This window comes from Algoriphagus aurantiacus (genome assembly GCF_035156405.1).
Classification (GTDB): Bacteria; Bacteroidota; Bacteroidia; order Cytophagales; family Cyclobacteriaceae; genus Algoriphagus; species Algoriphagus aurantiacus.
In genome coordinates this window covers 22866-46510 of the sequence record NZ_JAXRUT010000011.1, presented here as the reverse complement: position 1 = coordinate 46510, position 23645 = coordinate 22866, and the positions used below count along the sequence as shown (strand labels likewise).

General features: G+C 40.7%; 21 protein-coding genes and 1 tRNA gene. 10 read left to right on the top strand and 12 right to left on the bottom strand.

Annotated features, from left to right (window positions below; translation table 11 throughout):
- Positions 1–95: 95 nt before the first annotated feature.
- Together SYJ56_RS12385 and SYJ56_RS12380 are read left to right on the top strand one after the other, a co-directional pair.
- Positions 96–1703 carry a M14 family metallopeptidase gene (locus SYJ56_RS12385; RefSeq protein WP_323834501.1) on the top strand — a complete coding sequence of 536 codons (1608 nt, stop codon included), beginning with the start codon at positions 96–98 and terminating at the stop codon, positions 1701–1703.
- A gap of 12 nt (positions 1704–1715) precedes the next feature.
- Positions 1716–3446: a M14 family metallopeptidase gene (locus tag SYJ56_RS12380; RefSeq protein ID WP_416377800.1), complete on the top strand. Its 1731-nt coding sequence runs from the start codon at positions 1716–1718 to the stop codon at positions 3444–3446.
- A gap of 449 nt (positions 3447–3895) precedes the next feature.
- Here SYJ56_RS12380 and SYJ56_RS12375 read toward each other — a convergent pair whose 3' ends face one another.
- The 7 genes from SYJ56_RS12375 to SYJ56_RS12345 all read right to left on the bottom strand — a co-directional run bounded on the left by SYJ56_RS12375 (position 3896) and on the right by SYJ56_RS12345 (position 8609).
- Positions 3896–4462, bottom strand: coding sequence for a hypothetical protein (locus SYJ56_RS12375; protein ID WP_323834498.1), 567 nt, complete (start codon positions 4460–4462; stop codon positions 3896–3898).
- Between the two features lie 587 nt (positions 4463–5049).
- Complete coding sequence (locus tag SYJ56_RS12370) at positions 5050–5538, bottom strand: DUF4252 domain-containing protein (RefSeq protein WP_323834496.1); 489 nt, start codon at positions 5536–5538, stop codon at positions 5050–5052.
- A gap of 29 nt (positions 5539–5567) precedes the next feature.
- Entirely contained in the window at positions 5568–6680 is a 1113-nt protein-coding gene (locus tag SYJ56_RS12365) for a serine hydrolase domain-containing protein (protein WP_323834494.1), read from the bottom strand.
- A 9-nt stretch (positions 6681–6689) separates the two neighbouring features.
- Positions 6690–7217, bottom strand: a complete 528-nt coding sequence (locus SYJ56_RS12360; RefSeq protein ID WP_323834492.1) for a DUF4252 domain-containing protein — start codon at positions 7215–7217, stop codon at positions 6690–6692.
- Positions 7218–7220: 3 nt separating this feature from the next.
- Entirely contained in the window at positions 7221–7649 is a 429-nt protein-coding gene (locus SYJ56_RS12355) for a hypothetical protein (RefSeq protein WP_323834490.1), read from the bottom strand.
- Positions 7646–8137 carry an RNA polymerase sigma factor gene (locus tag SYJ56_RS12350; protein ID WP_323834488.1) on the bottom strand — a complete coding sequence of 164 codons (492 nt, stop codon included), beginning with the start codon at positions 8135–8137 and terminating at the stop codon, positions 7646–7648. Before SYJ56_RS12350 ends, SYJ56_RS12355 begins: the two co-directional genes overlap by 4 nt.
- Positions 8138–8533: 396 nt before the next feature.
- Positions 8534–8609, bottom strand: a tRNA-Phe gene (locus tag SYJ56_RS12345).
- Positions 8610–8713: 104 nt separating this feature from the next.
- Here SYJ56_RS12345 and SYJ56_RS12340 point away from each other — a divergent pair.
- The 4 genes from SYJ56_RS12340 to SYJ56_RS12325 all read left to right on the top strand — a co-directional run bounded on the left by SYJ56_RS12340 (position 8714) and on the right by SYJ56_RS12325 (position 13532).
- Entirely contained in the window at positions 8714–10048 is a 1335-nt protein-coding gene (locus SYJ56_RS12340; RefSeq protein WP_323834486.1) for a 4Fe-4S dicluster domain-containing protein, read from the top strand.
- A 151-nt stretch (positions 10049–10199) separates the two neighbouring features.
- On the top strand, positions 10200–10991 hold the full coding sequence (locus SYJ56_RS12335) for a (Fe-S)-binding protein (RefSeq protein ID WP_323834484.1): 792 nt from the start codon (positions 10200–10202) through the stop codon (positions 10989–10991).
- A gap of 80 nt (positions 10992–11071) precedes the next feature.
- On the top strand, positions 11072–11560 hold the full coding sequence (locus tag SYJ56_RS12330) for a hypothetical protein (RefSeq protein WP_323834482.1): 489 nt from the start codon (positions 11072–11074) through the stop codon (positions 11558–11560).
- A gap of 40 nt (positions 11561–11600) precedes the next feature.
- Positions 11601–13532, top strand: a complete 1932-nt coding sequence (locus SYJ56_RS12325) for a CHU_0125 family OmpA-like outer membrane integrity protein (RefSeq protein WP_323834480.1) — start codon at positions 11601–11603, stop codon at positions 13530–13532.
- A gap of 174 nt (positions 13533–13706) precedes the next feature.
- Here SYJ56_RS12325 and SYJ56_RS12320 read toward each other — a convergent pair whose 3' ends face one another.
- From SYJ56_RS12320 to SYJ56_RS12310, 3 genes are read right to left on the bottom strand one after another with little or no spacing between them, the layout of a single operon-like run.
- Positions 13707–14684, bottom strand: a complete 978-nt coding sequence (locus SYJ56_RS12320) for a YpdA family putative bacillithiol disulfide reductase (protein WP_323834478.1) — start codon at positions 14682–14684, stop codon at positions 13707–13709.
- Between the two features lie 5 nt (positions 14685–14689).
- Positions 14690–15457: an NRDE family protein gene (locus tag SYJ56_RS12315; RefSeq protein ID WP_323834476.1), complete on the bottom strand. Its 768-nt coding sequence runs from the start codon at positions 15455–15457 to the stop codon at positions 14690–14692.
- A 49-nt stretch (positions 15458–15506) separates the two neighbouring features.
- Positions 15507–16619: an alkene reductase gene (locus SYJ56_RS12310; protein WP_323834474.1), complete on the bottom strand. Its 1113-nt coding sequence runs from the start codon at positions 16617–16619 to the stop codon at positions 15507–15509.
- Positions 16620–16971: 352 nt separating this feature from the next.
- Here SYJ56_RS12310 and SYJ56_RS12305 point away from each other — a divergent pair, with 352 nt between their 5' ends.
- Positions 16972–17343 (top strand): BlaI/MecI/CopY family transcriptional regulator, encoded by a 372-nt coding sequence (locus SYJ56_RS12305; protein WP_323834473.1) that lies wholly within the window; start codon positions 16972–16974, stop codon positions 17341–17343.
- Positions 17343–19355 (top strand): M56 family metallopeptidase, encoded by a 2013-nt coding sequence (locus SYJ56_RS12300; protein WP_323834472.1) that lies wholly within the window; start codon positions 17343–17345, stop codon positions 19353–19355. Before SYJ56_RS12305 ends, SYJ56_RS12300 begins: the two co-directional genes overlap by 1 nt.
- Before the next feature lie 152 nt (positions 19356–19507).
- Here the strand turns inward: SYJ56_RS12300 and SYJ56_RS12295 are convergent, their stop codons facing one another.
- Both SYJ56_RS12295 and SYJ56_RS12290 read right to left on the bottom strand, forming a co-directional pair.
- Positions 19508–21106: an ATP-dependent DNA ligase gene (locus SYJ56_RS12295; RefSeq protein ID WP_323834471.1), complete on the bottom strand. Its 1599-nt coding sequence runs from the start codon at positions 21104–21106 to the stop codon at positions 19508–19510.
- A complete protein-coding gene (locus SYJ56_RS12290; RefSeq protein ID WP_323834469.1) occupies positions 21103–22128 on the bottom strand; it encodes a ligase-associated DNA damage response exonuclease in 1026 nt (341 codons plus the stop codon). The genes SYJ56_RS12295 and SYJ56_RS12290 overlap by 4 nt, the downstream gene beginning before the upstream one ends.
- A 377-nt stretch (positions 22129–22505) precedes the next feature.
- Between SYJ56_RS12290 and SYJ56_RS12285 the strand changes: the two genes are divergently transcribed.
- Both SYJ56_RS12285 and mraZ read left to right on the top strand, forming a co-directional pair.
- Positions 22506–22697: a CsbD family protein gene (locus SYJ56_RS12285; RefSeq protein ID WP_323834467.1), complete on the top strand. Its 192-nt coding sequence runs from the start codon at positions 22506–22508 to the stop codon at positions 22695–22697.
- A 464-nt stretch (positions 22698–23161) separates the two neighbouring features.
- On the top strand, positions 23162–23641 hold the full coding sequence (gene mraZ, locus SYJ56_RS12280; RefSeq protein ID WP_323834465.1) for a division/cell wall cluster transcriptional repressor MraZ: 480 nt from the start codon (positions 23162–23164) through the stop codon (positions 23639–23641).
- Positions 23642–23645 lie beyond the last annotated feature (4 nt).

Here is a 23645-nt window from a genome sequence, read left to right as displayed (position 1 = left end):
CTTGACTCAAGCTTCACACAGGGGATAATTATTAGCCCCGGTGGGCTCACTCGACTATTTCTCTAAAAGGACTAAAAAATTTAACTTATAAACATATGAAAAAAACACTACTTAGTTGGTTGTTGATTGGAGGTATGTGCCTTTCGGGAACTGCCTTTGCACAGTCCGATTATCCTACGCTCAGTCAGCTCAATCAGCGTTTGCAGCGTGTAGCTTCCAATACATCCGCTGAACTCATCTCACTCACCAAAACTGAAGGCGGCAAAGATATTTGGGTGCTTAAAGTAGGTACTGGACTACTGGATCAAAAGCCTGCCATTGCAGTGGTCGGTGGAGTGGAGGGTTACAAAGTTTTGAGCGTGGAGTTAGCAGTTCAGTTTGCGGAAAAATTAGTTAGAGACCATTCAGATGCACTTGAAACTACCACTTTTTACATTTTTCCAAACATGTCTCCAGATGCATACGAGCAGTATCATGCTTCACTAAAATATGAGAGAAGAGGAAATGCAGTATCCGTGGATCATGACCGTGATGGCGCGCCAGGAGGAAGTGGCTATACGGATTTGAATAATGATGGAATGATTACGATGATGCGTGTGGAAGATTCTATGGGCGACTATTTGCTCTCAAAAGAAGATGAACGAGTACTTGTGAAAGCGGATAAATCCAAAGGCGAAGCAGGTAAATACTCCCTGCATAAAGAATCAAAGGACGATGACAAGGACGGTGAATTTGCTGAAGATTTGATAGAAGGAATTGCTTTCAATAAGTCTTTGACTTATAAATTCCCAGTATTTGAACCGTTGGCAGGCGATATGCCCGTGACGCAGAAGGAGTCTAGGGCAATGCTGGATTATTTGTTTGAGCAGTGGAATATTTTTGCTTTTGTTACTTTTTCCCCAGCCAACAATTTGTCTTCACCATTGAAATACAATGCTGGAAATGCAAAGAAAAGAGTAGTCACTTCTATTTTGGAAAAAGATCAAGCGATTAATACAATGGTCTCAGATTTATACAAAGAGACAGTGAAGCAGAACGCGTATCAGCAAGACAACCAAGGGACAGATGGAGATTTCTTTCAGTGGGCTTATTTCCATTTTGGCAGATTGAGCTTTGGTACCCCTGGCTATTGGATTCCTGAATACAAAGATTCAACTGGAAAAGGCAAGTCAAATGCTGAAGCCAATTATTTGGCTTGGGCAGATTCACTTGGGATGAATGATGTTTTCGTTCCATGGACAGAAGTACAGCATCCTGACTTTCCTGGTAAAAAAGTTGAAGTTGGTGGAATCAAGCCTTTTGTGATGACAACTCCTCCTTTTGAAAAAGTAAGCGAAATCGCAGATCAGCATACGGAATTCATACTGAAATTGGCGGAGATGCAGCCGAAACTGGAAATTCATAATGTTAAAACTGAATCCCTGGGAAATGGACTGACCCGTGTGACTATGGATTTGTTCAACAATTCTGCAATTCCAACTCATTCAGAAATGGGAGAGAAATCCAGGTGGCTACGCAAAATCAGAATTGACATAGATGCTGATGCTGAGGAAATCGTCTCTGGGAATAAGATCAAACTTATTAACTCCCTTGGTGCCTACGAAAAATCAAGTTTCAGATGGATCATCCGCGGTGCTGGAAATGTGACTGTAAAAGCCGGTGCCTCACATGCTGGGTTCACTTCTACTACTATAAAACTTTAAGCCATGAAATTTATGAAAACAACAAAATTGATCGTTGCCTTGGCTTTAGTTGTATTTAGCCTTGGAAGTTATAAAGCAGAAGCACAGGAGAAATTTTTCCGTGCAATAGGTACCCCCCATAATCCCAAAGTAGAAATTGCTTTCAACCGATATTATACTTACGAAGGATTGGTGGATAATATGAAAAAGATAGTGGCAGCGCATCCAGATATCGCAAAGCTCGAATCTATTGGCAAATCGTATGAAGGACGCGATATGTGGACCCTGACAATTACAGATTTTTCCACTGGAAAAGATACCGACAAACCGGGTATGTGGATCGATGGGAATATTCACTCTAATGAAATTCAGGGAGGAGAATTCTCTCTTTACGGGGCTTGGTATCTTACCGAAATGTTTGCAGATAATGAATTTATCCAGCAGCTATTGAAGGACAAGGTTTTTTACATCACTCCTACGATCAATCCTGATGCGAGAAATAACTTTTTCCTAGAGCCAAATACAGCTAATTCCCCACGATCTGGAATGATGATTCTCGATAATGATGGTGATGGAGTAGCTGGAGAGGATATTATGGATGATCTGGATGGAGATGGCCACATTACAATGATGATCCGAAAATCATCTACCGGGCGCTACATCAAAGATCCTCAGGATCCGAGAAAATTAATTATGGTAGGGTCTGACAAAGTAGGAGAGTACGAAATGCTTGGTCAAGAGGGGACTGATTTAGATGGTGATGGTCGTGTGAATGACGATGGAGTCGGCTATTATGATCCTAACCGCGACTGGGGTTGGAACTGGCAACCGGATTACATCCAGCGTGGTGCTTTGAAATACCCATTTACACTTCCAGAAAACCGCTCCATTATGGAATTCGTGATGAAGCACCCAAATATTGCAGGCGCTCAAAGCTTCCACAATTCAGGCGGGATGATCCTTCGTGGTCCCGGAGCTGAAGAAGATGTGAGCACTTACAATCGCAATGACATTCGAATTTATGATGCACTTGGGCAAAAAGGCCAAGAAATGATTCCTGGCTACCGATACCTGACAGTTTATAAAGATCTGTATTCAGTTTTTGGTGGGGAGTTGGATTGGTTTTATGGAGTCAGAGGGGTGTTCACCTTCTCTAATGAGCTAATGGTGCCATACCTCTATTTCCACAAGGAATCTGGTGGCCAAAATGAGATGTTCGAAGTAGATGAGTTATTGACCATGGGTGATGCTTTTGTTAACTGGCATGAGTTTGAGCACCCTCAATTTGGAACAGTGGAAATTGGTGGGTTTAAAAAGAACTTCGGTAGAGCTCATCCTGGGTTTTTGCTTGAGCAAGACGCACATAGAAATATTGCCTTCACGATTTATCACGCTTATCATACACCAAAATTGTCTGTGATGGATGTAAAAGAAGAAGAGCTGGGTGGAGGTTTGAAAGCTATTACTGCCACGATCTTCAATGAGCGGCTGATGCCAACTCACGCTAGCCAAGATCTCAAATACAAAATCGAAAGACCTGACTACGTAACCATCTCTGGTGCTAAAGTTGTCGCCGGTTTTGTAGTAGAAGACGAAGATTTTAATAAGTTAACTGAGCAAAAAAACAATCCTGAAAGAATTCTGGTAGCTAATGTTCCAGGAATGACTGGAGTAAAAGTGAAGTGGATTGTGTCTTCAGGGTCTAACTATTCCATAAATGTTGACTCTATCAAAGGTGGAAAAGCTAGCTGGGAAAATAAATAGGTAGTTACAGTGAACAGTCTCAAGAGTTGTTCATAAAATTGTCTATAGGAACTGAAAATAAGATAATGCGGAGCAGAGATGCTCCGTATTTTTTTTGCGGTTCTTTAACCACGGTGGTCACGGAGGTTTACATGGAGGCCACAGATTAGTGATATTCATCGCCGTCGTTCGTGTCGCACGAATGGCTTTTTATGGATGTCTTGGTTAATCACAGTGGTCACGGAGGTGGTAGGAGGCCAAAGATTAGAATTAGAGACAATGGTCAGTCTGAGCGAAGTCGAAGCCCTATTTCACAAGTACACTTTCATCCCCGTTTGTGAAGTCCTGATTCATGTAGTTTCTGAAAGTCTATGTTAACCTCCGTGACTATAGCGGTTAAAAAAAGTATAAAAACAAAACCCCGTTTGATTGCTCAAACGGGGTCCATTTATTTAAATCGTTGGTTTAGCTTATAGGCTAGTTACGTATCCTTCAAATCCTGATGCAGTTTTCACTTTAAAGTTGATACCAGCTCCACTTTCGCTTTCGATAGCGTAGATTTTATGAAGTCCTTGAGGATTATCGATTTTCTCAGTGTGGATCAATTGATCACCATCGTAAATCATTACTTCGATGTCCTTCGCGTCTAGGTTGCTTACCAGCAATCTGTATTTGTTGCCTCCCATTGGAGAAACTCTAGAGAATACAGCTGGAGTTTCTGCTACGTAATTGTTGAAAGTAGCAGTTCTCAATACGCCTGAAGCGTCCATAACTTCTACAGAGTAACTTCCTTGAGGAAGAGCTTTAAGATCATACTTCTTAGCAAAAGCTTCATCCTTGTTAATTCTGTCTCTTAAGATCAAACGATCTTCAGAATCTGTGATTCTTACAATCACTGTTCCTTGTGGTGCTTCATTAAAGGATACTGCTACCTTAGTAGTTTCAGTTTGTCTGATTAGAACTGATGTACCTTCTGATTTGGCAAACGCTCCTGCAGCGATCCCCGCTACAAAAAGCAATGTGAATAATTTTTTCATTTTAATAATTGGTTTGAATAGGTTCTAATTTTTGTGTAACCGCCAGACGGCTGATCCGTCTCTAGGTGGGGTAATTTGGGCTACAGTTTTCATCGGGGTTGCCGATTGGTTTGTTATTATGATTCAAAGGTACAAGGGAAAACATTAATTGCAAATACTTCAATAAAAAAAGATGATTGTTAATGATTTGGTAATGAATGCAATTTATTATTACCGAATTAATAAAATGCTCCCGCAATCGATAGCGTAAGTCGCTGTATTTTGAGTTTTGCCTGTTTTAAAGAATATATATCTATTATTTTTAATTGTACAAAATTTTATATCTACAGGGTTAAAGTATTTCTATAGATTTCCAATGGAAATTTTGTGAAAAAAAATTTCAAATATTTTAAAAATATTTTTTTTAAAGAGTTAAAATCAAACCAAAATCATAAATATCACTTCCTTTTTGCCATTAATCGTATGCTGTTTTCACCCTATTATTTTAATGGGGACAAAAAAAACAGGTCTAGAATGAATTTTCTAAACCTATTTATTGAATTCTTGCGAAAAATGGATCTCGGGTATTTAGCGAATTTATCGGCAGTTTAATTTTTGCCCTTATAATTTGTTGCTTTTGCTACCAATTCCTGGTCAAATGTACCCTTCAATTCCACTACCATCAGATCACCATCATCACCTCCAACCAGCACCACTAAATCCGAAATCGTATTGCCTCCTTTCGAGTAAACCATCACTCCTCCTTTTTTTCCTTCAGAAGCTTCCATAAGTAAATCATATCGTTCTTTCTCTAGTCCTTTTTGCAATGCTTTGTATTCCAGTCTTGCATCATCTACATGGTCAGGTAGGGTGAAGAAGATTAGTTTTTCAATAGACTTCGCCACAGTCGCCATATCATTTTCATCGATATCGATTTTGAAGCCATTGGCAAAGTTCATAAAATTCCCTCCCAACTCCATATGGAAGAAGTCATCATCGCTTTTATATTTTTCGTAGAGCGCTTTGACGCTTTTGCTTTGTGCTTGCACTGCCATCACTGAGGCAATTAGTGCGAAGGTTAGAATTAGCTTTTTCATGGTAATAAGGATTAGTTTTAAAATCTTTGTTATAAATAGTATGTAGCTATCTTCTCAATCATAGCCACCGGGTCACTCCCGGATAAATTTGTAAATAAAATAATTGCCAGATCATCCTTTGGGTAAATGATAAATGATGCTCTTCCTCCGCCGATAGGAGCTAAGGCAGGATGTTTATTTCTATGGATTACCGGCCAGCCAAGCGCATAGGCGTTCAAATCACCGCCAAAACCCCCATATTCTCCATTGCTTAGTTTGATGGGGTTCCACATTTGAGCTATGCTTTCCTTTTTTTTCAGGAACTTATGCCCTTGCAGACTTAGAATCCACTTTGCCATATCTTCAGCTGTGCTAAAAACTCCCGAGTCAGCTTTTAGCATGTCAGGAAACTCTTCGTTCACTTCCAGCAATTGCTCGCCTTCAATGTATTCCCCGGAAACTTTGTCGAGGTAGTAATAGCAATAGGTGGGACTTTTGTTCTCTCTTACAGTGAATGAGTCTTCATAAATTGTTCTGTTCATCTCAGCAACATCAAACTGGTTTTTCTTAATAAAATCTTCAAAACCATCCGTGCTATATTTTTCAATCAGCTTTTGTAGCAGCAAATAATTGGTGGCATTATAGCTGAACTCTTCACCTGCCTGAAATTGCAGGGGTATTTGCTGAACCTTCTTCCAAGCTAAATCCTCACCTTTGGCTCCTAGTAGGTCTCCACTTATCGGATCTTCAATGTCAGGAAGACCAGAAGTATGGCTTAGTAACTGCGCAATGGTAATAGGGCTCCACTCTTCTGGCAGTCCACTTAGATAGCGGGATATAGGTTCTGAAATCTGGATTTCATTTCGCTCTACCAATTGAAAAATAGCAGTTGAAGTAAATACTTTAGCAATTGAATTAATGGAAAATAGTGATTCATTAGTTACTTCCGCAGCAAAAGGGACGTTTGCCAAACCTAACGATTCAGATAAAATAATCTCATTATTCCTTATAACAGCAACCTGCAATCCGGGTATCTTTTTTTTATCCATCTCACTTTTGAGATAGCTTATTACCTCTTCCTTATAATCATTATCCTTTATAGCTAAAGAGTTGTGGTTCAAAAGAAAAAATACTGCAGCGATGAATAAGGGGGAAAGGCTCATGATTTATCCTTATTTATTTTGTTTTCTATAGTGCTCCATCCCCGGAATATCAGTCTTCTCCGCAAGGAGGTTCAAATCTTCATAAGTGAAATTGCCCAACATAGATAGTAAAGTGAAATCACCTTTTTCCCCTGAAATCATCATGAGTTCTTTGACGAGACCTCCTTCTTCACGAACCATAAACTTCAGGCTGCTTCCTTTGTCTTCCACAATCATCAGGTCCTCATATTTATTTCTGGTAAGCGTACCCATTGCTTCCTTATAGAATGTCAATCCGTCCACCTCGTCTGAGGAAAGAATCCGAATACCCTTCACTTTCTGGATCAATACGCCGAGATCCTCTGAATCCTTATCTGTAGCTGCATTGCTTTTCAGAAAACCTCCAGCCATCTGCATCATCTTCGGGCTGATGTATACCCTAGAAAATCGATCATCTTCCATGTATTTGGAGAAAAAGCGCTGAATAGCATCATCCTGAGCTTGCGCCTTTATGACAAAGGCGAATAGCAAAAGCGGAATTATTAGAAATTTTTTCATGGCTTATTTAATTATATGGTTGCCAAATAATTGGTTGGTCGTATTCAGGTATTTTAAATCATTCATCACATTCATTTCCTCTTGTCCCTTGGAGAGATTTGTCTGTATCAGCGCAAAGGCCTGCATCACTTCCATGTATGCATGTTGCTCAGCTTGTTTTTGCTCATATACTGTCCATCCCCAGACAGATCCGACAAGGATTGCCACTGATGCTGCCCAGCTCATCCGATTTCTGGATTTGATCGAGACGGTCTTAGTTGGCATTTTGAGATTAGGCTCTTCAGCAGTAAAATCACTCAAAGCAATAAACAAGGCTTTCTCATCCTCATAACCCTCAGCATTCTGAAGTAAGCGCTTCAGTTCTTGCTCTTCTGCCAGGCTACTCTCGGCTTCCCAGTACTTTTCGAGTAATTCGTCTATTCGCTGATTCATTTGGTTGATTTTTGGTTGAGCATCCGCTCTCGAATGCTTTTTCTGGCTCGGTGTAGGTTGACTTTCACTTGCTCCAGACTTATATCTAGGTGCTCGGTTATTTCCTCGTAACTCAATCCTTCCACTTCTCTCAGATGGAAGATCTCCTGCTGTCGCAAAGGCAACCCTTTCACAAGATTCATCACCTGTCGAACCGAATCCTTTGTGTCCTCCGAAGCAGATTCTTCCATTTTCAATTCTTCCAGTCCATCAAGAGAATCCAGTCTCTTGGTCTGTCGAAAGTGGATCAAGACTTCATTTTTCAGACTTTTGACCAGCCAACCAGCAAGATTTGGATGATTCCGCAGCTCATCCTCCCTTTCGAAGGATTTCTCGAAGACATTTTGAAGCATATCTTCAGTGAGAGATCGATCCCTCACCCAGAGATAACCCAGCCTGTAGAGCCTGCCTCTTTGCGGCCAGATATGTGCTTCAAAAAATGACTTCATTTAATACGGTAATGCATGGAAATGGCGAATGTTACAGTTGTGAAGAAAAAAAGTAAAAGTTTTTAAACTTACTGAAAAAAAGGAGAGCTAAAGAAGCTCAACAATTTATAGGTTGGCTGGGCGGGTTAGCTATACTAAATTGCTTCTAAATTAGAGATGGAAATAGTATGCATGCCTACTATTTATTAATTTGCCTATCAGGCATCCAAAAAATGATTCAATATCTAATGAAAAAGCAATTGAAAAAATAATGAGTAGGGGTTATACATATGAGATAAAAAGAGGGGCAACTGTTCCGATTTTCTGTTCAGAACATGAAGCTGTGTCCTCTGCGAAATCTTTGTGCTCTTTGTGGTTGAAAAAGCGCATAAAAAAAGCCCTGAATTTCTTCAGGGCTGGTGGTGATAAGTGGACTCGAACCACCGACTCACGGATTTTCAGTCCGATGCTCTACCAACTGAGCTATATCACCTTGTTTGTAAAGTGATGCAAAGGTAGGTATTTGAGTATTTGAAGCAAGTCATTTTAGAAAAAAAATATGGACCAAAACCCAAGAAACACGCTAATATCGTCACTATGAGCTTTTTACCACAACTTATATTTTTGATCATTTTGGGCGTTGCTAGCTTCTTTTTGATCAAACGAGTCAAATTCCTGCGCAGAAACATTCTTCTAGGCAAAGCAGAGATAAGAAATGATCAGCCAGGGAGGCGATGGAAGACGATGCTTTTGGTGGCTTTCGGTCAGCAAAAGATGTTTAAGAGATTCATCCCTGCTTTTCTTCACTTCTTCGTATATGTTGGCTTCTTAGTGATCAACCTTGAAGTATTGGAATTTGTCTTGGATGGTATGGTAGGGACACATCGGATTTTTGCGCCTTTTTTAGGATCCGCTTATACTATAGCTATGAATATTTTTGAATTCCTAGCTGTAGCCGTACTTGTCTCCTGTATCATCTTTCTGATCAGAAGGAATATCTTCAAAGTGCCCCGCTTAATCAACCCTGACCTCAGAGGGTGGCCAGCATTGGATGCTAACATTATTCTTATTATTGAAATAGTTCTGATGATAGCTATTCTGAAGATGAATACAGCCGATCAGGTTTTGGCCTCAAGGGGTGTTGGGCAGTATATCCCCGTAGGGAGTTTGTTTTTTAGCGGATTATTGAAGCCTCTTTTTGAAGGGTTTAGTTCTGAGTTTCTAGTTTTCGTAGAGAGAGCAGCGTGGTGGTTCCATATTGTCGGGATTTTAGCATTCGCCATTTATGTGACCTATTCTAAGCATTTACATATTTTTCTTGCCTTCCCCAATACTTGGTACACCAGATTGAAGCCAAAGGGAGAAATGGAAAATATGCCTGCCGTAACCAATGAGGTGAATATGATGCTTGGAATCCCGACGGATACGCCAGCTGATCCTCCGGCTGAAATCGGAAGATTTGGTGCCAAAGACATTAATGATTTGAGCTGGATCAATGTATTGAATGCCTATTCCTGTACGGAATGTGGAAGGTGTACGGCTGAATGTCCTGCAAACTTGACGGGGAAAAAGCTATCTCCACGCAAGATTATGATGGATGTGCGAGACCGGGCTGAGGAAGTTGGTAAGAGCTTGGACACAGGTGGCAAAGGGTTAGAGGATGGGAAATCACTTTTGGGTGATTACATCACCAAAGAAGAATTGAATGCATGTACCAGCTGCAATGCTTGTGTGGAAGCTTGTCCTGTGAATATTGATCCACTTGCCATCATTCTGGAAATGAGACGCTATGTGGCCATGGAAGAATCCGGAACGCCAGCGCAGTGGAATGCAATGTTCCAAAATATGGAAACCAGCTTTGCTCCTTGGAAATTCAGCCCCGCTGATCGATTTAATTGGGCAGAGAAAGTGAAAGATGAGGAAATGAAATGAGCAGTTGCCAGTGTTCAGTCTCAGTTATCAGTTTCAGTAGGTAAGTGCTTTTAATAAGTGAAATGCTTAAAAAGAATTTGAGGTTGTAGGTCAGGAATCAATCATGAGAATGGCCTCGTAAATACAATATCCTAAATCGTAATTCTAGATTATGTCAACATATAAAGTACCAATTATGGCCGAGATGGCCGGCAAAGGAGAAAGTCCAGAAGTACTATTCTGGGTGGGCTGTGCTGGATCATTTGATGATCGGTACAAAGCCGTGACTCAGGCTTTTGTGAAAATCCTGAATAAGGTGGGTGTTAGCTTCGCTGTCCTTGGCCCCGAAGAAGCCTGTACCGGAGATCCTGCAAGACGTGCAGGGAATGAATTTCTTTTCCAGATGCAGGCGGTGGCAAATATCCAGGTGATGAATGGATACAACATCAAAAAGGTAGTCACCGCATGTCCACATTGTTTCAATACCATTAAAAATGAGTACCCGGCTTTGGGCGGTAATTACGAAGTGATTCACCACTCTCAGTTTCTACAGCAGTTGATCAATGACGGTAAAGTAGCACTGAAAGGAGGCGGAGAATTCAAAGGGAAGAAGATCACTTTTCACGATTCCTGCTTTCTAGGCAGAGCAAACAATGTGTATGAAGCGCCGAGAGATGTTATCAAAGCCTTAGATGTAGAACTGGTGGAGATGAAGCGTTGCAAGACTAAAGGACTTTGTTGTGGAGCCGGCGGAGCGCAGATGTTCAAAGAACCTGAGCCGGGCAAAAAAGATATAAACGTGGAGCGCACTGAGGAAGCCTTGGCCACTGGAGCCAGCACAATTGCTGTAGGATGTCCTTTCTGCCTTACCATGATGACAGATGGAGTGAAGAATAAGGAGAAAGAAGCTGAAGTGAAAGTATATGATCTGGCAGAAATGATCGCCAAAGACATGGGGATTTAAGTTTTTTGTATGAATCAATTTGACCCTTTTTGCCGTTAGGTAGAAAGGGTTTTTCTTTGGCATTTAGTAATACTATATATATGTACGTTAAGTTTAAAGATATGCCGGAAGATTCACGGGTTTGGGTTTACCAAGCCACGCGACAATTTTCTGAGCAGGAACAAGAATTAATTGCCTCCAGGCTATCCATCTTTTGCGATGGCTGGAATACGCATGGCAATAGAATGCCAACATCATTTCAGATCCTAGATAATCATATCGTGGTCTTGGCAGCGGATGAGTCCGGCTTGGGCGCGAGTGGTTGCTCTATTGATAGTTCGGTCAGGACTTTGCGTGAGCTGGAAAATGAAATAGAAAACAACATTACGGATCAAGGCAAAGTGACATTTAAATCCGATTCGGGTGAAATCAGCGTAGCTTCTGCTTTGGGGATCAAATCAAAAGTCACTTCTGGAGAGATCAATTCGCAAACACTCGTGATCAATCCACAGGTGCAAAGCAAAAAAGACTTGGAAAGTGTATGGATTTTGGCAGGGAATAGCTGGCTGAACAGATACTTTCCAAATTAATTTAGTAATATTCAGAATAGATCATCAATCGCCCTTTCAGATGAAAAACCATTTTTTTTGGATTTGTGCTTTACTTCTCTTCGGAGTAAGCTCATGCAAGAGCCTTCAGGAAAAAGGAAATGAACAGTTTCTTTCCGGTCAGTACCAATATGCCATCAATTCTTTTTCTCAGATCTTAACAGATGATCCTGAAAATAAAGAGGCAAATCAGGTCATCGCAGAGAGCTATCGACTTTCGAATAGAATAGAAGATGCAGGTCCTTATTATCAGAAGTTGGTCGAGGAAGAGCCTACTTTTGAAAGTTATTATCGGTTAGGCCTGAGTTTGAAAGCACAGGATAAAGACGAAGAGGCAAAGGAAGCTTTCGAAAAAGCAAAAGGTTTGACTCAAGATGAAACCTATCTGGCAGAGACGCAGCGTCAGTTAGAGGCAATTAAATTAGCTCAGGGAATTGAAGATTATTGGCCATATCATGTTTTGGTCAACTATAAAGATCTCAATACGGCCGGCCCTGACTATGCTCCTGTAGTCAATGAAGACTTTCTTTATTTCACTTCAGGGCGTCAGGCAAGTGGGCTTTATCCTGCAGATGGCTCACCTTACACTAAATTATTCCGGGCAAGAGCAGACGGACTTCGGGTTGATGTGAGTGGGGCTCAGGCTCTTCCAGAATTCAAAAATGAAGAGGGGCTAAATCAGGCCGCTATTGCAATCAGTCCAGATGGCAATACAATCATCTACGCAAGAGGGAATTCTACGTCAGATAGAGATCTACCTGAAACAGCGCTTTTTGTGTCTTACTTTAGAGGAGGTGGATTTACCCAGCCGATTTGGATGCCGGTGAATGAAGACGAAACCTGGTGGAATTCTACTCCTGCTTTCTCAGCAGATGGAGCAGAATTATACTTTTCTTCCAACAGACCGGGAGGGTTTGGTGGAATAGACCTTTATAAAGCAACCAAATTGGCAAATGGAGATTTTGGTAATCCTGTCAATCTAGGTCCGAATATTAATACTCCTGGAAATGAGCTTTTCCCAAGACCAATGGGTGATGGCAAATTCTTCTTTTCATCTGACGGACATCCAGGTTATGGAAAGCTGGACCTTTTCGTAGCTGAAAAAGATGAATCGGGTAATCAGGTAATCAAAAATCTTGGAGAAAATTTCAACAGTACAAATGATGATTTTTCCCTTTTCTTCACAGAATATCCTAAAGCAGGTTTCATCTCATCCAACCGTGAAGGGGGTGTAGGTGATGATGACATTTATTTTTTTGAGGACAAAACTCCTAAACCAAAAATCATTAACGTCCTGCTCAATGTATTTACCACACAACGCGTAGCAGGCGAGGATGATGCAGTGTTGGAGCAAGCGAGAGTTGTGTTGTACGATAGTCTTAATAAACAATCAGGCGGTGATTTTTCCAACACAAATGGTCGAGTTCGTTTTACGCTGACTCCTGACGCTGACTTTACAATTATCGCATCTAAGAGTGGCTACTTCTCTAAGTCTATTCCTTATACCACCAAAGGAAAGACTCCTGATGTCTCTACGCTTATTCAAGATGTAACCAATATTACCTTGGACACCACGATTGTATTGGATCAGCTAGTTCTGGATCGCTCTATTGTGCTTGAGAATATCTATTACGATTTGGACAAAGCTGAGATCAGAGCTGATGCTGCGGTAGAACTGGATAAATTAGTTCAGGTCCTCAAGGATAACCCAGCTATCAGAATTGAGCTAAGCTCTCATACCGATGACAGATCATCTGATGCCTATAATCAAGATTTGTCTCAGCGAAGGGCACAATCCGCAGTTGATTACATTGTTTCTCAAGGTATAGCCTCAGATAGGCTTGTCGCCAAAGGATACGGTGAAAGTCAGTTGATCATAGAAAATGCATCTACCGAAGAAGAACATCAGATTAATAGAAGAACTGAGTTTAAGGTGATAGAGATTAAAGAATAGGAGGTTATCTATCTTATAAAATATAAGAGACTAATCAAAGTCATTTGGTCAGGCTCTTTTCAATTCAAGTTCTCAGCTTTGTCTGAAATACAATTGATTAACAAGTTTCACAACTTACTACTCACAACCTTTTACTCCCAATTTTATTTTAGAAAGACAAATTCATTGGTATGATCACTTCCTTTTCAACTTCTCAGCAATATCCTTCACAATTGTTTCAGCGTGCACCACACTGTTTTCGATAAAGAATTCCCGGGTATTTAATCCTCCGCAAACCACTCCTGCCAGATAAACTCCAGGCACATTTGATTCGTGGCTTAGCTCATTGTACTGCGGTTGGCATTTCTCGTCTTCACTAAGTTTTACCCCCAGCTGATTCAATAACCCAAAGTTTGGTTTGTATCCTGTCATAGCGAGGACGAAGTCATTTTCTATGGTAACATCCCCCTCAGGAGTGGCGATCACAACTTCGTGTTCGCGGATTTCCTTGAGTTTTGATTTGGTAAAAGCCTTGATAGACCCCTCTTTGATGCGGTTGACAATGTCTGGGCGCACCCAGTATTTCACAGCCTGATCCACTTCATCGTCGAGTAAAACCATGCTTACTTCTGCTCCTTTGCGCCAAGTCTCCAAAGCAGCATCCACGGCAGAATTTGCTCCACCTACTACCACAATTTTTTGGTTGATAAATGGCCAAGGTTCTTTGTAGTAGTGATGCACCTTCGGCAAATCCTCGCCGGGAATATTCATCAGATTCGGCAAATCATAAAAGCCCGTTGCCATAACGATATTCTTTGCCAGGTACATTCCCTTGGATGTGGTAACTTGGAAAAGTGCTTCTTTTTTTTCTACGGTCTTCACTGCTTCATACAGCTTGACATGAAGATCAAAGTGGGAGAAAATCCTGCGGTAATATTCCAGTGCTTCAGTGCGATTGGGTTTATTTCCAATGGACATAAAAGGAATTCCCGCCATCTCCAGCCTATCTGAGGTAGAGAAAAAAGTCATATTAATGGGGTAATTAAAAATAGAATTTGTGAGCGCCCCTTTTTCAATAATTAAGTAGTCCAACCCTGCTTTTTTTGCTTCTACACCACAAGCCAGACCAATGGGGCCTCCACCGATGATCAGCATTTCGTATATCTTCGTCATTTGCGTTAAATAGGTTTTTCCAACTGAAACTGAAATTCACGGTCTTCAAATCTGTGGTAATCCCACTCAAAAGTCCGCTCTTTAAGTTTAGTAAATCCAGATTTGTGCTGTAACACAGCTGTGGAAGAAACAGTGCCGTAATTTTCGTTAATTCTAATTAGCTGGGAGGAAAGAGCGCTCTCCAATTCAGGTGCCATACCCGTAAGAGGGAGGAGTTCCGGATCTGCAGTTTCGGTAGATTTTAGAATCTCCAACAAATTATCTTCATCAAAACTCTGAGTAATCAATTGTTCTAACTGTAGCTTGGCAAGCTGCGATTTAGGCCATGGGTCATCAATCAGTCCGTTGCTCAAGCCATATATTCCAGGTTGAATTTCTCTGACGCTTTCTCCAAAGTTGCTGTAGTAAAAAAGTTGATTTCCATCTGATACCAGCAGATTAAAACCATCATAAAGTTCTTTATTCTGTTCAATTCCTTTAAGGTAGTCTTGAGGATCGATTTGGCTTTCGAGGAAATCCTGTACAAGCTTTCCTCTACTGATTTTTGATTCCCGCTGATGGATGAAATCCCTGTAGTTGGTCAATAGTGACCATCTGCCATTGGGATGAATGCCAAACCATGTGCCACCGCTTCTCAGGTCTTTCCCTGCGTAAAATCCAGTTTCCCATAAGTGCATCACTTGGGTAGGGCGCTCGAAAAACTCATCACGGTTGGCACTGATGATCAACGGGTATGTTGGATGGGATTTCCAGGAAAAAGCGACTAAACACATGGCTTAAAAATAAGAAAGAAAGGGCCGGAATTTCCGGCCCTTAGGGTGATTATCCAACTTTTATTTCTTCAAGGCTTGGGTAATCGGTGTATCCTTTTTCTCCAGGAGTATAGAACGTGTCTTTATCTGGACTTGCAAGCTCGGCATCCTCAGCGAATCGCTCTACTAGATCTGGGTTGGAAATGTACAATGAGCCATAGGCAACTGCATCCGCATCACCTGTTTCGATTACTATATTTCCTTTTTCTTGGTCAAAACCAGCATTGATGACCAATGTTCCTTTATATAACGGTCTAAAGTGCTTGGCTATATTACTTACCAAATAAGGTATATCTGAAACGTTAGTAAATGGCTCCGAAAGGTGCAAATAAGCCAAATCGTAATCATTCAGCTTCTTGACGATATATTCAAAAGTAGGAATAGTCTCTTCATCGGCTTTCACTCCGAATACCCCATTAAGCGATGGATTCAGCCTCAATCCAATTTTTTGCTCTGGCATCACCTCTTTCAGGGCATCTATAATTTCAAAAAGAATTTTTGATCTATTCTCAATGGATCCACCATATTCATCCCTTCTCGTATTACTGGTAGCATTGAAGAACTGATGAAGTAAGTAGCCATTGGAGCTATGGATCTCTACCCCGTCAAATCCCGCCTCCATTGCATTTTTCCCTGCATTTTTAAAGTCTTGGATAGTCTGCTTGATTTCTTCCCGCGTCATTTCTTTCGGCGTGACAGTTTCTTTGAAGCCCTCTGGGGTATAGGACTTTTCATTTGGATTGATTGCTGATGGAGCTAGGGGAAGCTCTCCTCCATGAAAATCTGGATGAGAAATTCTTCCCACATGCCAAAGTTGAATGAAAATTTTCCCATCCTCGTCGTGTACCGCTTTGGTTACGCCTTTCCAGCCTTCTACTTGAGCAACTGAATAAATTCCCGGTGTATTGATGTAACCTACACCTTGTTTGGACACTTGGGAACCTTCTGTAATGATTAATCCGGAAGATGCACGTTGTGCATAATATTTTTCGTGAATCTCAAATGGCTTATTTTGTGGATTGTCCGCGCGACTTCTTGTCATTGGCGCCATCCAAACTCTATTCTTTAATTCTAGACCACTCGTAAGTGTTATGGGTTTTAATAATGCTTGATCGTTATTCATGGTATAGTTGGTTATAATGAAAAATTCAATGTCTATACAACTAATGTCGGGAATGGAAAGTTCATATCGAGTTTGAGCTTTATGAAGATTTTCTTACAAATTGTTTTGAATTCTTATCTATCTCCATTCAAAACCTTTCCAAAGATTAAAACCGAACACTTTACTTTCCATGAAAAGACTTACTCTCAATTATTTTTATACCTTATCCAAAACATTTATGAAGTGTTTTTATAGGATTAATTGTCTGTAGAACAGATTGTTAACATATTTTAATACGATTATTTTCGTAGATGTTTTGAACTTACGATTCTCTTCGTATATCTTTACTACGAAAATAATCGTATAACCTCGCATGAGTAAGCCGACAGAATCAGAATTAGAAATACTTTCCTTATTGTGGGAAATGAAAGAGGCAAGTGTTCGTCAGATCCATGAGCGGCTGGCTGAGACTAAGGATACTGGCTATACGACCACGCTGAAGACTATGCAAAACATGCATGCGAAGCAGATGGTCAACAGAAATGAAGAGCAACGGACGCATGTCTACAGCCCAGCCACCAATCAAAAGGATACACAGAAGTCTTTACTAAGAAATCTGGTTACTACAGCTTTTGGTGGTTCTGCGCAGAAATTGGTACTCCAAGCTTTGGGTGAAGAAAACCCTTCCAAGGAGGAATTAGATGAAATTCGTGCATTTTTAGACCAACTAGAAAATAAGAAATAATGAATCTTTTGAACGACTGGGTTTCCGAAAGTTTACTCTATGCCATAGGCTGGACACTCGTGCACTCACTTTGGCAATTAATTTTGATTGGAGCTGTGCTTTGGTTAGTACTGAGAGTCTTTCACAAAAGCAGTCCTAGCTTCAAATATAACCTTGCATTGGGTGGCTTAGGCCTGAGTTTACTTTTTGCAATAGCTACCTTTGTTTACGAAATCACCAGCTTTAGCCCGACTCCATTAGTGGATCGAATAGCATTTGAAGGAATGGTACTAAGTGAAGTACAAGTCTCGGCGGGTCTGGGAGCGGAAGGGTTGATCAAAATGTTGATAAACTGGATAGAGCTTCAATTACCTCTCTTAGTTAACTTCTGGTTTCTGGGCGCTTTGTTGTTTTTGTTTCGTCTTTTCAACAGCCTTTCTGAAATCAGGACGCTTAGAAAATCATCCTCAGATCCTCAGGATTTTCAGTTGGAAAAAATGCTTTATCGTCTCATGGAAAAGATGAATGTATCTTCAAACGTGGAGATTAAACTTACTTCTTATGGTGTTTCTCCTGTCACATTCGGCTATCTCAAACCTATTATACTTATCCCGGCTGCCCTAGTTTTGCAGTTGACCCCAGTACAGTTAGAAGCTATCATTGCACATGAACTTGCGCATGTGAAGCGTAACGATTACCTGGCTAATCTACTTCAGTCTGCACTGGAAGTGCTTTTCTTCTATCATCCTTGCTATTGGTGGATGAATCAGACAGTCAAAGAATTGAGAGAAAATGCTGCCGATGATGTAGCAGTGAAAGCTGGAGTTTCACCACGGGAGTTGGCTTATAGCTTGGCAGAAGTATTAAACTTTGCGAAGCAAAATCCACCTGAACTGGCACTGGCTGCCTCGAAAAAAAGAAACCCTACCCTTCAGAGAATCAAAAGAATATTGGGCCATCCAGCTCAGACTTATCCACAAAACCCTATTATTTCTATCCCTATGCTACTAACACTCTTATTAAGTGCAGGCCTAATGGCCACCGCACAGCAGGACGTCCCTGTCTCTATAGAAAAAACTAAACCGCTTTCGGTGAATGTTAACAACAATGTAAACCCGGTGGTCGAATTAAATCGCGTGGTCGAAGTTGATGAAAATGTTAACATTAATCTAGATGTCAATTCTAATGTCAATGTGTCGGCTGATACGATTATATCAAAAAGCGATACAATAATAGTAAAGAATAGTACTAAGGGATCATATGTATATCAGCACAATGGCAAAACCATAGTCTTGGAAAATATGCCAGATTTAGTACTTACTCCTATGCCTCCATTTCCAGTTGAAGCAATGGCCCCAGTAATGGATTTTGAAATGGCTCCTATACCACCAATGACATTTGAGATGGCTCCGATGATGGACTTTGACATGGGGTCTATGCCAGCTATGGATTTTGATATGGGAAGTATGCCAGCCATGGATTTTATGGTTTCTCCACCGGTTTTCGCCTTTGAAACAAATTCTTTTTCTTCAGAAGACACGATCAATATGACCAAAACGGAAAAAGAGAAATGGGTGAAAGATATGGAGCAAAAAGCCAAAGAGTATGCTGCAAAAATGGAAGAGTGGGAGAATACTATGAAGCCAAAAATGGAAGCTTATGAGAAAAAAGTCGCTGAATGGCAAAAAGAGTATGAGCCCCATATGGAAGCTTTTGAAAAGAAGATGGCTGAATGGCAAAAAGCATTCGAACCTAAGATGAAGGAATTTGAGATGAAAATGCAGGAATGGCAGAAAACCCAAGAGCCAAAAGTGGAGGAATTCGAAGCCAAAATGAAAGTATGGCAAGATTCTAATGAGCCTAAAATGAAAGAATTTGAAGAGAAGATGAAGGCATGGGAAAAAGAGATGCAACCAAAGATGGAGGAGTATCAGCGTAAAATGGAACTTTGGCAAAAAGAGAATGCAGCCAAAATTGAAGAATATCAGAAAAAATTAGAGGAAGAATTAAAGAAAAAAGACGACAACAAATAAAACCATCGTCGTAATAAAAGTACATCAGAAAAGAAAATTGTGTGTTGATGCTTTGAAAAAGACTTGTCCGTTGGGCAGGTCTTTTTTTTGAGATATCTCCACCAAAACTTGATATGAGCGAGATTGAAGTTGTCCTGAGCATTTACGTAAAATCACTTGGGAATCAATGCCTTCAAATCATCAAGCGTATTTGCATCAGCTATTTTCTTGTCCTGGCGCCATCGCAATATCCTGGGAAAGCGAACAGCTACACCGCTTTTATGACGATTGGAAAAAGCAATTCCTTCAAAAGCCAGCTCAAACACAAGTGTTGGTTCCACGCTACGGACTGGACCAAATCGTTCTAAGGTAGTGCGTTTGATTATGTTGTCAACTTGGGCAAACTCCTTATCGGTAAGCCCTGAATAGGCTTTTGCAAAGGTAACAAGCTCGTTTTTCCCATTTTCATTTTGTTGCCAGAGACCAAAAGTGTAATCGGTAAAAAGATTCGTTCTTCTACCATGTCCGCGCATCGCATAAGTCAGCACAGCATCAATTGTCAGTGGGTCGATTTTCCACTTCCACCAATCTCCTTTTTTTCGACCTACCTGATAGCTTGCTGATTTCTTTTTTAGCATCAATCCTTCACTGCGCTTTTCGCGGGATAATTCCCGCTCAGCTATTACTTCTTCCCATGTGTTGAAGTTGATTTGATCGGAAATTTGTAAAACTGGATGGTTTGCCTGATGGACTAGCGTTTCTAAAAGAACTCTGCGCTCCTGATAGCTTAGATTTCTTATGTCTTGCCCATTAAATTCTAGAAGATCGTAGGCTTTGAAGATTACTGGGACTTTTGTAAGAATAGCTTTACTTACATTTTTTCTACCTATGCGGGTTTGAAGATCATTGAAAAGTCCGATTTGGCTATCGATAAACGGCAGTATTTCTCCGTCGATTACAGTCCCTTCAGGAAGAACATTCGCCAATCCTGCTATTTCGGGATATTTCTCTGTTACAAGTTCTTCTCCTCTAGACCAGATGAAGATTTCTTTTTTCCGGAAAATAACCTGTCCGCGTATGCCATCCCATTTATGCTCAGCTATCCAATCTGAGACGTCTCCTAATTCGTTAGCCTCATTTTCAAGAGCGTAGGCGAGATAAAAAGGATAAGGTTTGGAGACGTAGGCTTGCTCATTTCTTCCAAAAATCAACTCTTCAAAAGTGCTGTCGTCCGCGCTCCAGTTGCCCATCAATCGGTAGGCGAGTTCATCTTCGGGAACTAAGGTGACCTGTGAAAGAGCTTTGGTCATCAACTTCTGGCTGATACCGATCCGGAAGGATCCTGTCAGTAATTTTGTAAACACAAAACGGGAATAATAATCCAATTGCATCCACATTTGCTGCACATATACCTTCTTTTCGAGATCCGTTTTAGGCTTCAATAAAACGAGCTCATCGAGAATCTCGCTCAGAGACTTTTTACAAGTATGCTCATCATTAGACACTACCAGTGCTATAGACTCTGCTAGGTCTCCGACGATATGATAGCTTTCTTCAAAAAGCCAAAGGGGGATCTGAACAAGTTCCGCAGCATAAAGCCGGAGCAAAGTGGTATTCACGGGCCGTGGCGGTCTTCGGTGAGATAGAATTGCCATCGTCCATAGCTTGTCTTGTTCGTCTGCTTCTGCAAAGTATCCAGCCAAAGCAGCCACCTTTTGGTTGGTTTTATTGGTAGAATCTAGCTTTTCAATCAGTTCTGCAAATTTTTTCATACTGATTGTACAGTTTCTACGATGGAGGAATCTTCTTTTTCACCCTCGTAGTCGGTGTTTTCTATGCTTGCATCATATCCAATTTCCCGGAGGTATCTGCTGAATATGTCTGTGTAGCCATGGGTGCAGATTACTCGACTTGCTTCGCTTGCTTTTATACTGTGCAGTAGACCCTGCCAATCGCAATGATCGGAAAGCACGAACCCTTTATCTGTAGCACGGCGTGATCTCGCTCCGCGAAAAGCCATCCAGCCACTACAGGTGCCAGTCTCAAAAGGAACAAATTTCCGCATCCAAGGAGAGCCGTGAGCACTTGGAGGAGCCACTACCATGTTCCCCCTAATTTCCTTTGCAGTAGTGTCTTTGGTTATGAGGGTTGTTTTAGGCATTTCCAGTTGTGGTCGAAGCACTTCCGTCATATTCTCCACAGCTCCATGAGTGAATATTTCACCTATTGAAGAATCAAGGTGTTTGAGAATCCGTTGGGCTTTACCTAACGTGTAACCAAAAAGAACCGAGGTTTTGCCTTCTGATTTATTGCTTTGCCACCAAGAATTAATTTCTTCGAAGACAGATGCCTGTGTTTTCCACTTGAAAGCAGGAAGTCCAAATGTGCATTCGGTGATCATCGTATTGCATTTGATCGATTCATAAGGAGTGCAAACTCCGTCATTTTCTGTTTTATAGTCTCCTGTGAAAACCCAGACTTCACCTTTATATTCTACCCGTACTTGCGAGGAGCCTATGATGTGTCCGGCAGGATGAAGGCTAAATGTGACTCCGTTTATATGAAAAGGTTCATTCCAGCCTATTCCCTGAACATTTATTTCCCCTAGTCTATGGCGAATGATGGGGATATTAGTGTGATGTGTGAGATATTTTTTGTGACCAAATCTGGAATGATCGGAATGTCCATGGGTTATAATTGCTTGTTTCACCGGCTTCCAAGGATCAATGTAAATCTGTGCTTGCGGACAGTAAATTCCTTTGGAGTTGAAAATCAAAAGTTGAGAAGCAGACATTTAAAGAAAGTTTAATAATCAAAACTCTTCAATACAACGATTGTTCCCCCGAATTCTAGAGGTAGATAATTTGCTTTTTTATCATGAATAAAGTGGCTTGTAAAAGTTAAGCCTTTTGAAACAAAAAGAAGCGAAGGAAATCCTTGAGAAACTCGGCCTCAAACTTTAATCGAGTCAACGGATTAATTCTCCTCATTTCCCGAATTTGATTCCCCAATTTGGTTGTTTTTTTAGGGTGATAATCGTGTTCTTTTACTAAGAAAAAGGGTTGTTTTTGCGATTTGAGGGTGATTTCTAAGGGTACTCTTCCTTGGCATTAATTATGAATATTTAGTAATACAATTAACTAAAATAATTACCACTTAAACCAAAAAGACATGAGTGCATTTGAAGATAAAGTAAAAGGAAACTGGAACGTAATTAAGGGTAAGTTGAAACAAGAGTACGGTGATTTGACTGACGATGATTTGACTTATGACGAGGGAAAAGGGGATGAACTTCTTGGTAAAATCCAGAAGAAAACTGGAAGATCTAAAGAAGAAGTGAAGTCATTTATCGACGGTTTATAATCAGAAGTAATTTTTAAGGATAAAAGCGCTCTCAATTCGGGAGCGCTTTTTTTATGCATTTTCAAGCAATTTAGCCTATGAACTTTTGGGGTTAACTTTTATGCGTATTCTTACGGAAGCTGGCATTCTTCCTTTTCACTTGATTAACTTTCTATTACCTGGGGGATATCTCCCCACTTCAAAGTAGTTGATAGATAGAATACGGGAAATTGCCCCACTTTTCTTTTGAAGTCTCTCACTCAATCGCTACGATATTCTTATTCCGCAATGAGAAATGGCTAATACGCACTGTTTTGCCCCATTTTGGGGAAGATCTAACCTCTTTCTAATCAATACTATACCCGTAAAAAAAACCGTGATTTTTTCAACTAAAAATTGGGATGGAATAAAGATTTGTCTACTTTTAAGTCAAAGTGGTAAAATGTGGGTGATAGTGGTAGAAAGTGGAAGGCAATTTGTTACTTTTGTCTTTACTACCTGCTCATCATTCTAAAGAGTTCAAAGATATTATGTTCAACAGTCAATACGATTGCAAGCTAGACCCTAAAGGGCGTCTGGTTTTGCCGGCCAAGATCAAGGCGGCAATACCGGAGGCTAATGGGACTGTGCTTATGCTACGCATGGCTGAGGATAGATGCTTGGCTCTCTATACCATAGTTGAATACCGAAAACTGGAGAATCAAATAAAGTCTCTGAACATCAATAACGCTGAGCAGCGTTTGTTGCAAAGGTCTTTTTTCAATTCAGTCACTGAGGTGGAGTTGGATAGTGCCGGTAGGTTGTTGATACCAAAACATTTTCAAATCTACGCGGGCTTAGAGAAAGAAATAATGGTAGCAGGAAACGGGACTCGAATAGAAATCTGGAATTCTGAAAACTACCTGAATAATATAATCAAAGATCCGGCGGATTTATCCAGCCTGATGGAAAAGCATCTCTCTTAATCTC

Bases quoted from the DNA above. Each gene is read 5' to 3' on its own strand.
- SYJ56_RS12360 (WP_323834492.1), bottom strand. From the start codon at position 7,217: ATGAAAAAATTTCTAATAATTCCGCTTTTGCTATTCGCCTTTGTCATA.
- SYJ56_RS12370 (WP_323834496.1), bottom strand. From the start codon at position 5,538: ATGAAAAAGCTAATTCTAACCTTCGCACTAATTGCCTCAGTGATGGCA.
- SYJ56_RS12285 (WP_323834467.1), top strand. From the start codon at position 22,506: ATGAGTGCATTTGAAGATAAAGTAAAAGGAAACTGGAACGTAATTAAG.
- SYJ56_RS12310 (WP_323834474.1), bottom strand. From the start codon at position 16,619: ATGAATAACGATCAAGCATTATTAAAACCCATAACACTTACGAGTGGT.
- SYJ56_RS12335 (WP_323834484.1), top strand. From the start codon at position 10,200: ATGTCAACATATAAAGTACCAATTATGGCCGAGATGGCCGGCAAAGGA.
- SYJ56_RS12350 (WP_323834488.1), bottom strand. From the start codon at position 8,137: ATGAAGTCATTTTTTGAAGCACATATCTGGCCGCAAAGAGGCAGGCTC.
- SYJ56_RS12355 (WP_323834490.1), bottom strand. From the start codon at position 7,649: ATGAATCAGCGAATAGACGAATTACTCGAAAAGTACTGGGAAGCCGAG.
- SYJ56_RS12305 (WP_323834473.1), top strand. From the start codon at position 16,972: ATGAGTAAGCCGACAGAATCAGAATTAGAAATACTTTCCTTATTGTGG.
- SYJ56_RS12375 (WP_323834498.1), bottom strand. From the start codon at position 4,462: ATGAAAAAATTATTCACATTGCTTTTTGTAGCGGGGATCGCTGCAGGA.
- SYJ56_RS12385 (WP_323834501.1), top strand. From the start codon at position 96: ATGAAAAAAACACTACTTAGTTGGTTGTTGATTGGAGGTATGTGCCTT.
- SYJ56_RS12380 (WP_416377800.1), top strand. From the start codon at position 1,716: ATGAAAACAACAAAATTGATCGTTGCCTTGGCTTTAGTTGTATTTAGC.
- SYJ56_RS12290 (WP_323834469.1), bottom strand. From the start codon at position 22,128: ATGTCTGCTTCTCAACTTTTGATTTTCAACTCCAAAGGAATTTACTGT.
- SYJ56_RS12295 (WP_323834471.1), bottom strand. From the start codon at position 21,106: ATGAAAAAATTTGCAGAACTGATTGAAAAGCTAGATTCTACCAATAAA.
- SYJ56_RS12330 (WP_323834482.1), top strand. From the start codon at position 11,072: ATGTACGTTAAGTTTAAAGATATGCCGGAAGATTCACGGGTTTGGGTT.
- SYJ56_RS12320 (WP_323834478.1), bottom strand. From the start codon at position 14,684: ATGACGAAGATATACGAAATGCTGATCATCGGTGGAGGCCCCATTGGT.
- SYJ56_RS12340 (WP_323834486.1), top strand. From the start codon at position 8,714: ATGAGCTTTTTACCACAACTTATATTTTTGATCATTTTGGGCGTTGCT.
- SYJ56_RS12300 (WP_323834472.1), top strand. From the start codon at position 17,343: ATGAATCTTTTGAACGACTGGGTTTCCGAAAGTTTACTCTATGCCATA.
- SYJ56_RS12325 (WP_323834480.1), top strand. From the start codon at position 11,601: ATGAAAAACCATTTTTTTTGGATTTGTGCTTTACTTCTCTTCGGAGTA.
- SYJ56_RS12365 (WP_323834494.1), bottom strand. From the start codon at position 6,680: ATGAGCCTTTCCCCCTTATTCATCGCTGCAGTATTTTTTCTTTTGAAC.
- SYJ56_RS12315 (WP_323834476.1), bottom strand. From the start codon at position 15,457: ATGTGTTTAGTCGCTTTTTCCTGGAAATCCCATCCAACATACCCGTTG.